Genomic DNA, 13,314 nt, shown 5'->3' with positions numbered 1-13,314 from the left:
CCAGGTTGAGGTTCGTGTCAGTGGTGGTGGGCGGATGCTTTGAGCGCGGCCGTGTACTTCTGCGCGTCTTCGCCGGGGCCGTAGTTGTGGACTGCCTCGGCGTCGACGCCGCGTTCTTCCCATTGCTTTCGGAGCGCTGCGATATCGATCAGGATGTCGACGGCCGGTGGGTGTCCCGGCGGGAGGTACTCGCACTCGATCTGGGTGGCGCATCCGGGGCAGTAATACTCCAGGATCCGGCAGTACGTCGGGTCCGGGCTGAACGTGTACTCGTAACGCTCGGGATCGATGATCGGTTGGTGGATCTCGCGCGGGTCGCGGTCGTAGACCAGGGTGCCCGGCTTGTAGTTCTCGTGTGCCGAACCCATGTCATGGGCGCACACGCGGCATACCCACCGTTCGGTGTCCAGATCGATGACGAGGTATTCGGTCATGGGGACTCGCATCGCAAGTCTCCTTCCTTCTAAACGAATTGGTCTGGGTGAAGCGAGGTCAGTTGTTGTCGGTGAGCAGCAGGTCGCCGGCCGACGTGACACGAAATGTCCAGCCCGGCAATACCCGTGCGGTGAAGAACGGACCTTCGATGATGGCCGCCCCTTCGCCGGTGTGACCCGGGCTCAGTTCATCGAGGACGTATACGGGGATCTCGTCGACCCGGTCTGCCGTGGCGCGGACGGATCGATGGCTGACCGAGGTGGCCGGGCAGGGCTCCACCGAATTGCCCTGTTCCAGTGCGGGATGCGACAACCGCGCAGTGGCGTTCAGCTGCAGGGACACCACGCACCCGGGATAGTCCACCTCGTCGCCCGGCTGATACGGCAAGCGCGAGACCTTGGAGCCGTCCACCGAATCCCGGTCGTCGGCGTTCTCTACGAGCAACGTCCATGAGGTTTCGCAGTCGGTGAGCGAATAGCCTTCCTGGAACATGTCCCGCTCGGCTCGAGCCAGGAGTTCGTCATAGGTCTGGCGGGCCGCCCCCGTGGACGTTCCGGGAACGATGACTTCGTAGGTCTTGCCGATATCGGAGAACGAGATGCCGAACGCGGAGAAGACCGCGGCGGTCCGGGGAATCAGCACGTGCTTCACACCTGCCAGCCGCGCTGCGCCGGCCGCGCTCATCGGTCCCGCGCCACCGAACGCCAGCAGCGTCGTGTCGTCGCGGACCAGGTGGGCGAACGACGTGGACAATGCTTGGAAGTAGGCATGTTCCATCCGGATCAGGGCTTCTTCGAGTGAGATGCCCAGCGGTGCGGCGATCGTCTCGGCGATGACCGCCTTCGACCGACTCGGATCGAGCTTGAAGGTGCCGTTGAGGTAGGTGTCGGGGTCGAGGATGCCGAGCAGCAGGTTGACGTCGGTGATGGTGGCCTGTTTGCCGCCGAAGCCGAAGCAGGCCGGACCGGGCGCGGCACCGACGGACTTCGGGCCCACCCGCAGCGCACCGTCGACCAGTTGGATCACCGACGATCCACCGACACCGGCGGACGTGACATCGCTCATGGGATAGGAGATCTCGACGTCCTCGATGGCGCCCCGATCGGCCACCGCCACCACACCGTCGTCGACGATGCCGACATCGGTGGTGGTGCCGCCGATGTCCATCATCAGGGCGTGCTTGAGGCCGTAGACCTTGGCCAGGGCCGAGGTGCCTTCCAACCCGCCCCGCGGACCCGAGGAGTAGGTCTTGAGCGCGATCGACTTGGCGACCCGCGACGACGCCCCGTCATTGCGGTACACGAGCAGCGGGTTGGCCACCTTGTAGTCCTTGAGCCGGCGCTCGGCGCTGTAGAGGAAGCGCTCCATCGTGGGATGGAGGAACGAGTTGACGACGCACGACCACACCCGCCTGATGTCATTGCGGTCGCCGGCCAGCTCCCAGCTGTAGATCAGTGGCACCGACCCGAGCAGATGGCGCGGGAACTTACGGAGCAAGACGTGCCGGAGCCGCCGCTCCTGCTCGGGGTCACTCCCGGCAATGACGACCCGGGCCGCACCCAAGGTGGTCAACCGGTTGACCTTCTGTACCGCGTCGAACTCGAAGGTCTCGTCGTCGGCGGAGGAATCGAGGCTCAGGAAACGGTCGGCCACCAGACCGGCGAACAGCTTCTCCTCGGCGGCAGTCTGCTGCATCGCGGTCTGCAGATCGGCGATCGTGGTGAGGACACCGATCTTCGGTCCCCGCCGCTCCACCAGGGCATTGGTGCCCTGCGTGGTGGAGTACCGGATGTGCTCGGTCGCGTGCAGCAACCGGGTGATGTCCGCCTCGCCATATAGAGCCTGCGACGCCTTTTCAATACCGGCGAACAGGCATTCCGACAGGTCATGCTGCGTGGTCAGGGTCTTCGTGAAGGTGAACGCACCGCCGTCCCACACGCAGATGTCGGTGAGCGTGCCACCGTTGTCGATGTTGATCAGGGTTTCCATGCCGCTCCGTTCTCAGGATTCACTGCGCATCCGATGTGCTCCGTGACACATCTCTGGCATTAACGTTGCCCACGTCTCACCCCGGTGGCGTGTCCCAAAATGGGACAGCGTGATCGCTTGGATGTGATCTGGCTCTCGTTCACACTGGAGGCCTCGACCCAGACGGACAGGAGTCACCTATGCCCGACAGCGCGGCGCGGATGCTGCGGGTTGCGGCCGCTCGGGCGGATTTCCTGGAGTTCGGTGGCTCCGGGGCGGCCGGTGTCTCCGAACTCGTCGCGGCTTCGTGGGAACGTAGCCAGGCCGCGGGGGTCGACGTGTCGCAGCCGCACAGTGAGTTCACCGACGAGATCGACACCGGGTCGTTGCTCATCCGATCGGCCCGCCCCGTGCTGCAGCAGCTGGAAATCGACACCGTGGACATGCCGATGGTCATCGTGTTGACCGACAACAAGGCCCGCGTGGTGCAACGCATCGACAGTTCGGCCGCCGTCGCCCGACTTCTCGATCGAGTTCACCTTGCGCCCGGTTTCGACTACTCGGAGTCCACCATGGGTACGAACGGGATCGGCACGGTGTTCGAAGCGGGGCAGTCGATCAGCGTCGTCGGCCCGGAACACTTCAGCGAGAACCTGCACATGTTCGCGTGCACCGGCGCTCCGGTGATCGACCCGGTGACCGGACGAGTCGCTGGAGTGCTGGATATCTCCGCGCTGTCACACTCGTGGAGTCCGCTGATGCACACGCTCGCCAAGAGCGCCGCCAAAGACATCGGCCACAATCTCCTCATGGACCGCGGCCAAGCCCAGCGGGCCATCTTCGACACCTATCTCAAGGTGACGGCACGCGCGGAACGCCAAGCCGTGTTCGGGTTCGGCGAGTCAGTGTTCATTGCCAATCCGGTGGCGCAGCAGATGTTCAACGCCGACGAGCAGCGGGTGCTCCGCGAGCATGCGACATTCCTGATGGCAGGTAAGGACCGCGTCACCGATACGGTGGCGCTTCCCGATGGACAGCGCCTCGTGCACATCCGCGGCACTCGGATCCTTGCGGGTTCCGATGTGGCCGGGATCGTGGTGATCGCCGACCTGGTGCTCGCCCATCATTCCGGATCGCCGACCGACTTCAGCGTGCATCAGCTTCCACCGATCGCGATCGCCACACCGCACACGTCGCAGATCATCGACGGCCTGAGCCAGGCACGAGAGTCTCTGGCCGGCGGGACGACTCCAGCCTGGGTTCGGGCCGGAGCCCAGCTGCGCGAAGCGCTTCGACGAACCCAGCCCGCCCTCGTGGTCGGAGAGAGCGGCGTCGGGAAGTTCACGTTGGTGGCCGAGCTCTTCCACTCGGTCTACCCCGCTGGTCGCAGTATCTCCGTGGATGCGACACAGCTCGGTATGGAGGGCCCGCCGTCGGATCTCGCGACCTTGCTGGGTGATTCGGCGGAACCGACCTTGCACATCGTCCGCGACATCGACCAGGCCACCACGGACGGGGTGGAGCGGTTGGCCGCCTACTTCGAGGCTTTGGTGTCGCTCGACGGTCCGGTGTGGATGGTGGCCACCGCGTCGGACGGTTCGTCGACAGCCGATCTGCCGTTTCGCCAGCTACTTCACTACTTCGACATCTCGATCGCCGTGCCACCCCTGCGCTGCCGCACCGACGACCTGCCTGCCCTGACCGCCGCTCTGCTCCGGGGTATCGCCCCCGAACGTCATGTGCGGATGAGCCCGGAAGCGATGCGGCTCCTCTCACGCTATTCGTGGCCGCGCAACATATCCCAGCTGCGGGAGGCGCTGGTGCACGCCGTGCGGCGGCGCCCCGTCGGGGAGATCCAGACCGCCGATGTGCCTGGGTACTGCCAGACGGTCGCCCGGCACACGTTGACCCCCTTGGAGAGTGCCGAGCGAGACGCGATCGTCGCGGCGCTGCGGGAGTCCGCGGGGAACCGGATGGCCGCGGCAACCCATCTGGGTATGGCCCGCTCCAGCCTCTACCGCAAGCTCAAGACCTACGGCATCACCGTATGACGGCAAGAAACTGTCCAAAGATAGGACAGTGCAACAACTCTCTCTCCCGCTAACGTCGGGCGACAGGGGCCGACCGATCGCGCCCCGCCGCACAAACGAGGAGAGCCAGTGACCATGATTCCCGCACCCCGGGTCGGCGTGATCGGCGTTGCGCACAGCCCGTTCGGCAGACTCGAGAACGAAACGGTGGCGAGCCTGGTCGGCTCCGTCACGGTCGGTGCGATCAAGGACGCCGGGATCGAACCCGCCGAGGTCGACGAGGTGTTCGTGTCCCAGTTCAACAGCGGACTGACGCCCTTCGCCTTCCCCTCGTCACTGCCGATCGGTGCCGAGCCCGCGCTGTGGGGAATCCCGATGACCCGGGTGGAGAATGCATGTGCATCGGGTTCAGCCGCTGTCCACCAAGGGATTCGGGCGATTCTGTCCGGACTCGCCGATACCGTGCTGGTGATCGGCGTGGAGAAGATGACTCATGCCGGCGGCGCCCAGGTGGCGAGCGCCCTGCTCGGGGCCGACGCCGAGCTCGCCGGCACCCAGTCGCCGGAGGGATTCGCCGGCGTCTTCGCCGAGGTGGCACGGCAATACCGGGACCGCTACCACGCGCAGGACTGGCTCGGCGACACCCTCGGGCGCATCGCGGCCAAGAATCACCTCAACGGTTGCGCAAATCCGTGGGCGCAACTGCGCAAAGACCTGGGCATCGAGTTCTGTTCGACGGTCTCAGAACGTAATCCAGTGGTCGCCGAACCGCTGCGACGGACCGATTGTTCACTGGTCAGCGACGGTGCGGCAGCTCTCGTCCTCCGCAAGGACCCCGACCACCCGATGGCCACGATCCTGGGTTTCGGGCATGCCAACGACCGACTGGAAAAGAACCAGCGCGATGTGCTCGAATTCGCCGCCGGGCGCAAGGCGGTACATGAGGCACTCATGCGGGCGGGCGCTTCCGTCGACCAGCTGTCTTTTGCCGAGGTCCACGACTGTTTCACCATCGCCGAGTTGATCTGCTACGAGATGCTCGAGCTGACTCCGCGCGGGCAGGGCCGGCGCGCGATCGACGAGGGTTGGGTTTTCCGCGACGGGCGGCTCCCGGTCAATGTGTCCGGCGGCCTCAAGGCCAAAGGCCACCCGGTCGGCGCCACCGGGGTGTCCCAGCATGTGATCGCCGCACTGCAGCTGTCCGGTCGCGCCGGGGACATGCAGCTGCCGGCCCCGGAACTCGGACTCGTGCACAACATGGGCGGATTGGCGGTCGCCAACTACGCCACGGTGCTCGGCGGCTGAGCCGGCAGGCCTGTGCCATCAAACCCGTTCATATCGTCATCGTTCCGGTCGAGCACCTGCGGGCGGTCCACCGACCGTCACCAGGGACGACAGTCCGTTCCTGCGTCGCATCGACGATGACAGCGCCGACAGGCATGCCCCGGTCGCACCGATCGTCAGCCACATCAACGCCTGGTTCAGCACCGAATAGACCCGAAATTCGCCCAAGACCTCGCCGGAAAAGCCGTCGACGAGCACGCCGTCCGGCCCGGAAATCGGACCCGGGACCTCGTGGAAGCCGGGCAACCACACGAAGGCCACCAGCATGACCAAGCCGTAACCGCCGACCGCGACGGCAGCAGCCGGCCAGCTTCCCCACCGACGCGACCACGCCAGGCCGGCTGCCACCGCTACACACGCACCCACCACCGAGATCACGGTGATCGTCAGGAACGCCGAACTTCGGGCACCGATGGTTTCTTCCAGCCCGACGGTCGGCGGATTCGCAGGGTATTTCAGGCCCGGCACCAACGCGATCGCCGTGCACATACCCGCCGCAAGCAGCAGGGCCAGGGCGGTGGGATCGGGGGCGAAGCCGCGCCGGGCGAGCACAGTGCGGAGCACGGTGTGGGCCACCGCGAACAGCACACCCATCGCGACCGCCATCGCGATGATTCCGACGGCGGCACCGAAGTTCTCCTGGACCGACCGGGTGAAAAGCTCGTGGCCGTGCTCGTGATCACCTCCGGCGAGCTGGGCCTGCGCGTGCTCGCGTTCCCCTTCGTAGTCCACGGCCGAATTGATCAACGGCTCGATCATCACGCGGCTGAACGCGAAGCTGACGATGCCGCCGACCACACCGGGCACGAGATACCGCAGCATGGGGGGCAATTCGACGTTCAGTGGCACGGGAACCCCAGCAGGTGTCGCGCGTCGTGCACGAACTCGTGAACGTGGGTGTCCGAACCGAACACGGACACTGCGCCTTGGTCGTAGCCGACGAAGTAGTAGGCGATGAGCGCGAGCAGGGTCAGGACAGCCAGCTGGACCGGTACGGCGAGGCTTGCAGCTGCTGCACGCAGGTCGGCGAGTGGCGCACCGAGGGCGGGGTTGGCATCGTTCATATCAGAAGTCCTCGTAGTTCTAGTGATCGTGATCGTGGTCGTGGGCGATGGCGTGATCATTGGCGTCGGTGAGCAGCGGGGCGGTCAGCAGCTCGTGGCGGTCGACGAGCTTCGCGAGCGTCGCAACCCAGTGGTCGTAGTACTCCCACTGCCCCCGTTCGGGTTCCGGGCTGGCTTCCCACTCCCCGATCGTCGCGATCAGCGTCTGCTGAAACTCACTCCACGGGTAGTGCCGGAACTCCGAGAGCGCGAGGGCCAACCCGAATGCCCGGCGCTGCCATTCGTGGTCGAACTGAGGGGCAGCCTGGTCGGTGGTGCAGGTCTCGTGCAACTTCATGACGCGGGACCCGCCAACGCCACGCCGATCATCGACTCGGTGGTCACCAGATCCATCAGCATCTCGTCGGTGAAATCCTCGGTGCCCTCCGGCCTTTCGGGGATGACGAACCATCGCGAATGGCCACTGGAGTCCCATACCTTGATTTCGGTATCGGCCGGCAGATCGACTCCGACCTCGGCGAGCACCTTGCGCGGCTCCCGCGCGGCCCGCGACCGGAATGTCGGATCCTTGTACCAGTACGGCGGCAACCCGAGCACCGGCCACGGAAAGCATGAGCACAGCGTGCAGATCACCAGGTTGTGCACCCCGGGCGTATTGGCAACGGCCTGCAGGTGCTCACCCTCGGCACCGGCCATACCCTCGGGCAGGTTCAGTTCGGCGACGGCCGCCGGGGTGTCGACGACGATCTTGGCCGCGAATTCCGGATCGGTCCACGCCTTGACGACGATCTTCTTGCCGTTGAGTGGGGTCATCTCCGTCTCGAAGTAGGCGAGCACCTTGTCGACGGTTTGTGGTGTGATGACGCCTTTTTCGATGAGCAGCGCCTCCAAGGCGGTCACCTGTTTGGCGCTGATCTCCTCGCGGTCGGGCGGGTAGGCGAACTGGCCGGTCATGCTTCCTCCTCGATCGGTGCCAAATAGGCTTCGAACAGCTCGGCGTAGAGCTTCAACGGGCCGCCTTCGGCGCGTGGGCCCCAGATTTCGGCCGGGTCGAATTCGACGATGTAGATCGGCATCGGGTCACCGATCCCGTCGCTGGTATGGGTGAAGTAGCCGTAGTCGCCCTCGAAGACCCGTTCCACTACGCCGACCCGCTCACGCAGGTATCCCGGCAGTCGGCTGTGCGCGTCGGCAGGGACGTTGGTGATACGCACCTGCGAGCCGACCGCGAACTTCGGGTGCGCGACGTCGCGGCGCGGGCTGTCGCCGAGGCGGAGATAGGCGATCACCTGATCGTCGATGGCCGGCAGGTCTTCGCCTGCTGGCGGGGTCAGTTCGGCAATCCGGTCGGCGAGTTCCTCTTCGGTGACATAGCCCTTATCGATGAAGAACTGGGTGATGCCGCCCAACCACTTCTCGTAATAGCGGAACTTGAAGTAGTCGAACGGGTTCATCGCCTCTGCGCCGGTGCGCAGGTCGGCCCACGTCCACTCGTCTTTGAACGCGGTGGGTACCTCATCGATCGGGTACTCCGGCAACGCCGATCCGAGATGGTTGGACAACCCCATCATCGCGACATGGATGCCGAAGATCCGTTTCTCCCAGTCCTCCACGAAGACACGCTTCTCCAGCGTCAGCGGCTCGGGCAGGCCTTCAAGGCCACCGAGATAGTGCTGCAGTTTCATCAGGCAGGGCTTCCTTCTGTGGATGGGGTCACAACGGACTTCTTGGTCATGACCGTCGCGAGGTATTCGGAGAAGAAACCGAACGATGCGCCGAGGACACAGGCCACGGCGGCGACCAGGCCGGGGTGCGAGATGGTGGTCACGGTGATGTCATTGCCCCGCCCGGCGACCGTCGACACCGTGGAGGCAAATCCAACGACGACGGCCGGGGTGGTGGCCAGCAGCGGCACCCAGGACGCCTGCACCATCACTGCACTGCCGACGCCCACGGCGACGGCAGTGACCAGCAGGCCGCCGCCCATCAGATGGGCGGCATACAGGCTGGCGGAAGCGATCACCACACCGACGAGATTCGACGAGACCGAACGGACCCAGCCGGCCACGCCGCCGCCGACGAAGAAAAACGACGCCCAGGCCAGGAACACCACCCAGATGGGCACTGTGATGACTTCAGCAGTGAATGCGACTGCCACGCCGCCAAGCACGCCGATGCTCAGCGTCAAGGCTGTTCGAGAATCCATGGCTCACCTTCGGAAATCTGAGGGGATAGCTCGCTTCGGCTTCGGAGCGAGCTAGGCTGAAATCAGCTTTGCGCCAGTGGGTTTCAGCGGTGTTACACATGGATTGCTCCGTCCGTCAGGTCCGGACACGAATCGCGCAATTCCGGACTTGGCACTGTTCTGGGCTCCGCCCCCGTTGCCGTCGTACCCGTCTGCCGCTACGTTGACTGTCACCTCGGCTGGGGGCCAGGAAAGGACATCACCGGGTGTCGGACACGCGCAGCTCAGCGCGGCTATCCGCCGCAGGGCGCCAACCCGCGAAAGCGCGGGGATCCAAGGCGCCCAAGATCGTCGTGTTCGCGTTGTACGACAAGGTGACGCTGCAGGATGTCGCCGCGCCACTCGAAATATTCGCCCGGGCAAATGATTTCGGAGCGCACTACCGGGTGATCTTGGCCTCGCCCACAGGCGAGGCCGTCGACACGACGTCGTTCGTCTCATTGAAGGTCGATATGTCGCTGGCCGAGGTGCCCGACCGGATCGACACACTGATCGTCCCTGGCGGGGTGCCGCCCGACTTCTCATTCACGCCCGGCGAGCACGATATCCCCGAAGAGCAGACGCCGGACGTCGTTGCGGCGGCATTGCAGATGGTGGGTGAACTGGCGCCGCGGGCCCGGCGGGTCGCCTCGGTGTGCACCGGCGCATTCGTGCTGGCCTCGCTCGGTCTACTGGACGGCCGCCGGGCGACCACGCATTGGGCGCACTGCCAGGAGCTGGCGCGTACATATCCCGAGATCGAAGTGGTGCCGGACTCGCTGTTCGTCCAGGACGGGCCGTACATCACCGGGGCAGGAATCAGCGCGGGCATCGACCTCGGCCTGGCCATGGTGGAAAGCGATTACGGTCCCGACGTGGCCCGGCGGGTGGCGCGTTGGATGGTGGTGTTCTTGCAGCGCCCCGGCGGTCAAGCCCAGTTCAGCGTCTGGACCGAGGCTGCGCTGCCGGTCGAGAGTGGACTTCGCGAGATCCTCGACTCGGTGGTTGCCGACCCGGGCGCCGATCATTCGATCGCGGCGATGGCTGAGCGTGCCGCGGTCAGCGAACGACACCTGGTACGCATGTTTCACGATCAGGTCGGCTTGACTCCGGCCCGGTTCGTCGAACAGGCGCGACTCGAGGCGGCGAAAGTGCTACTGGCGACCGGAGATCACGGTCAGGAAGCCGTCGCGCGCCGGGCCGGCTTCGGGTCTGCGGACACCATGCGGCGCGCCTTTCGGCGCGCTCTCGGGGTCTCACCCAGCACATATCGAAGCCGATTCCGTACCACCGGCATCCACCGCTAGCCGACGAAACCTTCCACGCCCTGCGATCCAGGTGCCGCCGGCTCAATGCGCCGGTCCATGGTCGTCGGACTGTTCACACGACTGCGCGGCCGCCCAGTATCGACCCGGCGCCCGGGTCGGTCGCTCGCTTAAGACAAGCCAGGAGTTCCGCGCAGCGGCGCGAACGCAAATTCCGTCAGCCCGGTGGCCGGGTCGATCGCGGCGCGAAACCCGATCTCCGCGGCTGCCCGGGCGGGGTCGGCGACGATATGGCGGACGTCGCCGCTGCGGTAACGCCCCGTCACTTCCGGTCCCGGGCCGCCACGGGCGGCGCACAGCCATTGGGCGACCTCCATGATCGAGACCGGACGGCCCGAGCACACGTTGTACGCCGCGAAGTGCGCGCGTTGCGGTCCGGCGCAGGCGGTGACCGCAGCCACGTTGGCCGCCGCGACATCCGCGACGTGCACGAAATCCCGCATCTGCCCACCGTCCTCGTAGACCGCGGGCACCCGTCCGGCTTCGAGAGCGGACCGGAAGATCGCCGCCACACCCGAGTACGGAGTGTCACGCGGCATGCCCGGCCCGTAGACGTTGTGATAGCGCAACGCGATGACCGTGGAGTCGGTGGCCTCAGCCCACGCCAGTGCATAGTTCTCCTGGGCGGTCTTGCTGGCGGCGTACAGGCTGCGCGGCCGCAGCGGTTGCCCTTCGTCGACCGAACACCACTGGAGGGTCTCTCCACCGGCCGGGCAGCGATGGTCGAACACGCCCGCATCCAAATCGATGGTGGTGCGCGGCAGCGGGTCGACGGCGCCGTGCACCGCACAGCGGTAGCGCCCCTGTCCGTAGACCACCATCGATGACGCCAGCACCAGTCTGCGGCACCCCGCGGCGTACATCTGCGCCAACAGGACGGTGGTCGCGTAATCGTTGTGCGCGCCATAGGCAGGGGCATCGGATGCGTCCACCCCCGCCCCGACGACGGCCGCCTGGTGACACACCACGTCGACACCCTGCAGGACCCGGGCCAATCCGTCTGCATCGCGCACATCGAGCTGCGTGCAGCCCGCCGGCAGCGCCGCGCCGGGACCGTGCGCCGCAGCGAGCATCGCGTCGACGGCGACGACGTCATGCCCGGAGGCGCTCAGCGCCGCGGCGATCCGGCTGCCGATGAATCCCGCCGCCCCCGTGAGAAGCACCCTCATGATGTCGTGAGAATCATTGCGTGCCTTCGTGATCCGCCAGCGGTAAACGCACCTCGAACCGTGCCCCGGTGCCCAGATTGTGTGCGGACAGGGTCCCGCGATGAGCCTGCACCAGACCTGCCGCGATCGCCAGCCCCAGCCCGGATCCGCTGGGCAGCGACGAATCGGCCCGCGGCACACGGCCGTTGGAACCCCGGTAGGCGACATCGAAGACGCGGGCGAGATCGTTCTCGTCGATACCCACACCGGTGTCGTCGACGCGCGCCCAGGCACCGTGCTCGTCGCGGCCCAGTGTCAGTTCGACATGACCTCCTTCGGGTGTGTGCGCAATGGCGTTGGCCACCAGATTCGACAACACGCGCACCAACGCGCGATCACTACCGACCACGCGGACGGGTTCAGGGGGAAGGCTGGCCCGCAACAGCACACCAGCTCGTTCGGCCGCGATCCGGTGGGTGGCCACCACATCGTCGACCACCTCGTCCAGTGCCACGGTGTCGTGGGCGGGCTGTACGGCGCCCGCGTTGATCTTGGACATCTCGAAAAGGTCGTCGACCATATCGGCCAGGCGGATCGACTCCTGCTCGATGTGTTCGGCGTGCCTCCGGATCTCGCCGGGTTCGACCAGTCCGTCCGAGATCGCCTCGGCCACCGCGCGAATACCTGCCAGCGGGGTGCGCAGGTCGTGGCTGACGAAGGCCACCAGCCGCCGGCGCGACTGCTCGGCCGCCCGCTCGGAATCGCGGATCTCTCGTTCCCACACGGTGCGACGGGCTTGGTAGCGGGCCAGCATCACGGCCGCCGGGATCGTGACCACCGACACGATGACCAGCACGACCGCAGTGCGCTCGAAGGTCTCGGTGATCATGAATCCGCTCGCGCCCAGGACACCGGTGAACGTGGCCAAAGTGGGAATGAGGACCAGTGCCACCATGCTCAGCGCCAGTGACCATGACCGCGCGAACCGGATGATCACCGCACCGGCGAGGACCACCGGCACCGAACAGGCCAGCGCCCAACCGATGATCTCCCACACGTCAGCTGACGGCATGACCGCCACCTTCCTGTTCCGGCGCGCCCCAGAGATAGCCCCGCCCCCATACCGTCTGCACGCGGTGCTGGTCACCGAGTTTGGCCCGCAACCTCTTGATGTGCACCGTCACTGTCGACAAGTCACCGAAGTCCCACTGCCACACCAGTTTCAGCAGCTGCTCACGCGAGTACACGGTGCCGGGATGCGAGATCAGGAACGCCAGCAGATCGAATTCGCGGCTGGTGATGCTCACCGGCGCACCATCGACGGTGACCGACCGGGCCGCCGTGGACACCGTCAGACCACCGCTGCGGAAGAGGGCAGGGGCGACTGTGGAGGCGGGTGCGCGCCGAAGCACAGAGCGCACCCGCAGAGCCAGCTCGCGCGGGCTGAACGGTTTGGTGAGGTAGTCGTCGGCCCCGGCTTCAAGGCCGGCGATACGGTCGTCCTCCTCGCCCAGCGCGGTCAACAAGATGATGGGCAGTCCGGAGTCCGCACCGCTGCGCACGCTTCGGCACAACGTGAGGCCGTCAGGGCCGGGCATCATCAGATCGAGCACGGCCAGGTCGACCTGTTGGGTGTCAAGCATCCGCAGTGCCTCTGATCCGTCGCGAGCCACCGAGACCTGGTGACCGTCGCGCTCCAGATACCGCCGGACGACATCGAGTACGACCGGGTCGTCGTCGGCGATCAGCACCCTCGTCACGCCATCGACAGTAGCC

Annotated in this window: 14 protein-coding genes; 3 read left to right on the top strand and 11 right to left on the bottom strand. The window is 66.0% G+C overall.

Annotated elements, in window-relative coordinates; translation table 11 throughout:
* Positions 1-17 precede the first annotated feature (17 nt).
* Both FHU31_RS03425 and FHU31_RS03420 read right to left on the bottom strand, forming a co-directional pair.
* A complete protein-coding gene (locus FHU31_RS03425; RefSeq protein ID WP_167155922.1) occupies positions 18-446 on the bottom strand; it encodes an acetone carboxylase subunit gamma in 429 nt (142 codons plus the stop codon).
* A 46-nt stretch (positions 447-492) separates the two neighbouring features.
* The gene (locus FHU31_RS03420) at positions 493-2,424 is read right to left on the bottom strand and encodes a hydantoinase/oxoprolinase family protein (protein WP_167155920.1); all 1,932 of its coding nucleotides are present in this window, start codon (positions 2,422-2,424) and stop codon (positions 493-495) included.
* Positions 2,425-2,603: 179 nt separating this feature from the next.
* Between FHU31_RS03420 and FHU31_RS03415 the strand changes: the two genes are divergently transcribed.
* Positions 2,604-4,454: a sigma-54-dependent Fis family transcriptional regulator gene (locus FHU31_RS03415; RefSeq protein WP_167155919.1), complete on the top strand. Its 1,851-nt coding sequence runs from the start codon at positions 2,604-2,606 to the stop codon at positions 4,452-4,454.
* Between the two features lie 114 nt (positions 4,455-4,568).
* The gene (locus FHU31_RS03410; RefSeq protein ID WP_167160579.1) at positions 4,569-5,738 is read left to right on the top strand and encodes a thiolase domain-containing protein; all 1,170 of its coding nucleotides are present in this window, start codon (positions 4,569-4,571) and stop codon (positions 5,736-5,738) included.
* 36 nt (positions 5,739-5,774) lie between these two features.
* Here FHU31_RS03410 and FHU31_RS03405 read toward each other — a convergent pair whose 3' ends face one another.
* The 6 genes from FHU31_RS03405 to FHU31_RS03380 are packed head-to-tail and all read right to left on the bottom strand — an operon-like array spanning position 5,775 to position 9,047.
* Entirely contained in the window at positions 5,775-6,599 is an 825-nt protein-coding gene (locus tag FHU31_RS03405) for a CbtA family protein (RefSeq protein ID WP_208410124.1), read from the bottom strand.
* A gap of 17 nt (positions 6,600-6,616) precedes the next feature.
* Positions 6,617-6,841: a CbtB domain-containing protein gene (locus FHU31_RS03400; RefSeq protein ID WP_167155915.1), complete on the bottom strand. Its 225-nt coding sequence runs from the start codon at positions 6,839-6,841 to the stop codon at positions 6,617-6,619.
* Between the two features lie 19 nt (positions 6,842-6,860).
* Positions 6,861-7,178: a nitrile hydratase accessory protein gene (locus tag FHU31_RS03395; protein ID WP_167155913.1), complete on the bottom strand. Its 318-nt coding sequence runs from the start codon at positions 7,176-7,178 to the stop codon at positions 6,861-6,863.
* Positions 7,175-7,795: a nitrile hydratase subunit alpha gene (gene nthA / locus FHU31_RS03390; protein WP_167155912.1), complete on the bottom strand. Its 621-nt coding sequence runs from the start codon at positions 7,793-7,795 to the stop codon at positions 7,175-7,177. The genes FHU31_RS03395 and nthA overlap by 4 nt, the downstream gene beginning before the upstream one ends.
* Entirely contained in the window at positions 7,792-8,526 is a 735-nt protein-coding gene (gene nthB, locus FHU31_RS03385; RefSeq protein ID WP_167155910.1) for a nitrile hydratase subunit beta, read from the bottom strand. The genes nthA and nthB overlap by 4 nt, the downstream gene beginning before the upstream one ends.
* Positions 8,526-9,047: a DUF1097 domain-containing protein gene (locus FHU31_RS03380; RefSeq protein WP_167155908.1), complete on the bottom strand. Its 522-nt coding sequence runs from the start codon at positions 9,045-9,047 to the stop codon at positions 8,526-8,528. Before FHU31_RS03380 ends, nthB begins: the two co-directional genes overlap by 1 nt.
* Positions 9,048-9,373: 326 nt before the next feature.
* Here FHU31_RS03380 and FHU31_RS03375 point away from each other — a divergent pair, with 326 nt between their 5' ends.
* Complete coding sequence (locus tag FHU31_RS03375; RefSeq protein ID WP_167160577.1) at positions 9,374-10,372, top strand: GlxA family transcriptional regulator; 999 nt, start codon at positions 9,374-9,376, stop codon at positions 10,370-10,372.
* Between the two features lie 128 nt (positions 10,373-10,500).
* On the opposite strand, the gene FHU31_RS03370 is transcribed toward FHU31_RS03375, so the two are convergent.
* The 3 genes from FHU31_RS03370 to FHU31_RS03360 are packed head-to-tail and all read right to left on the bottom strand — an operon-like array spanning position 10,501 to position 13,298.
* Positions 10,501-11,559 (bottom strand): NAD-dependent epimerase/dehydratase family protein, encoded by a 1,059-nt coding sequence (locus tag FHU31_RS03370; protein ID WP_167155906.1) that lies wholly within the window; start codon positions 11,557-11,559, stop codon positions 10,501-10,503.
* A 13-nt stretch (positions 11,560-11,572) separates the two neighbouring features.
* Positions 11,573-12,610 carry a sensor histidine kinase gene (locus FHU31_RS03365; RefSeq protein WP_167155904.1) on the bottom strand — a complete coding sequence of 346 codons (1,038 nt, stop codon included), beginning with the start codon at positions 12,608-12,610 and terminating at the stop codon, positions 11,573-11,575.
* Positions 12,597-13,298 carry a response regulator transcription factor gene (locus tag FHU31_RS03360; RefSeq protein ID WP_167155902.1) on the bottom strand — a complete coding sequence of 234 codons (702 nt, stop codon included), beginning with the start codon at positions 13,296-13,298 and terminating at the stop codon, positions 12,597-12,599. Before FHU31_RS03360 ends, FHU31_RS03365 begins: the two co-directional genes overlap by 14 nt.
* Positions 13,299-13,314 lie beyond the last annotated feature (16 nt).

The sequence above is a fragment of the Mycolicibacterium fluoranthenivorans genome (assembly GCF_011758805.1).
GTDB lineage: Bacteria > Actinomycetota > Actinomycetes > Mycobacteriales > Mycobacteriaceae > Mycobacterium > Mycobacterium fluoranthenivorans.
This window is presented reverse-complemented; position numbering and strand designations above follow the sequence as displayed.

Excerpts from the sequence above, each read along its gene's own strand:
- FHU31_RS03405 (WP_208410124.1), bottom strand. The coding sequence starts at position 6,599 with ATGCTGCGGTATCTCGTGCCCGGTGTGGTCGGCGGCATCGTCAGCTTC.
- FHU31_RS03380 (WP_167155908.1), bottom strand. The coding sequence starts at position 9,047 with ATGGATTCTCGAACAGCCTTGACGCTGAGCATCGGCGTGCTTGGCGGC.
- nthB (WP_167155910.1), bottom strand. The coding sequence starts at position 8,526 with ATGAAACTGCAGCACTATCTCGGTGGCCTTGAAGGCCTGCCCGAGCCG.
- FHU31_RS03395 (WP_167155913.1), bottom strand. The coding sequence starts at position 7,178 with ATGAAGTTGCACGAGACCTGCACCACCGACCAGGCTGCCCCTCAGTTC.
- FHU31_RS03415 (WP_167155919.1), top strand. The coding sequence starts at position 2,604 with ATGCCCGACAGCGCGGCGCGGATGCTGCGGGTTGCGGCCGCTCGGGCG.
- FHU31_RS03420 (WP_167155920.1), bottom strand. The coding sequence starts at position 2,424 with ATGGAAACCCTGATCAACATCGACAACGGTGGCACGCTCACCGACATC.
- nthA (WP_167155912.1), bottom strand. The coding sequence starts at position 7,795 with ATGACCGGCCAGTTCGCCTACCCGCCCGACCGCGAGGAGATCAGCGCC.
- FHU31_RS03410 (WP_167160579.1), top strand. The coding sequence starts at position 4,569 with ATGATTCCCGCACCCCGGGTCGGCGTGATCGGCGTTGCGCACAGCCCG.
- FHU31_RS03425 (WP_167155922.1), bottom strand. The coding sequence starts at position 446 with ATGCGAGTCCCCATGACCGAATACCTCGTCATCGATCTGGACACCGAA.
- FHU31_RS03400 (WP_167155915.1), bottom strand. The coding sequence starts at position 6,841 with ATGAACGATGCCAACCCCGCCCTCGGTGCGCCACTCGCCGACCTGCGT.
- FHU31_RS03370 (WP_167155906.1), bottom strand. The coding sequence starts at position 11,559 with ATGAGGGTGCTTCTCACGGGGGCGGCGGGATTCATCGGCAGCCGGATC.
- FHU31_RS03365 (WP_167155904.1), bottom strand. The coding sequence starts at position 12,610 with ATGCCGTCAGCTGACGTGTGGGAGATCATCGGTTGGGCGCTGGCCTGT.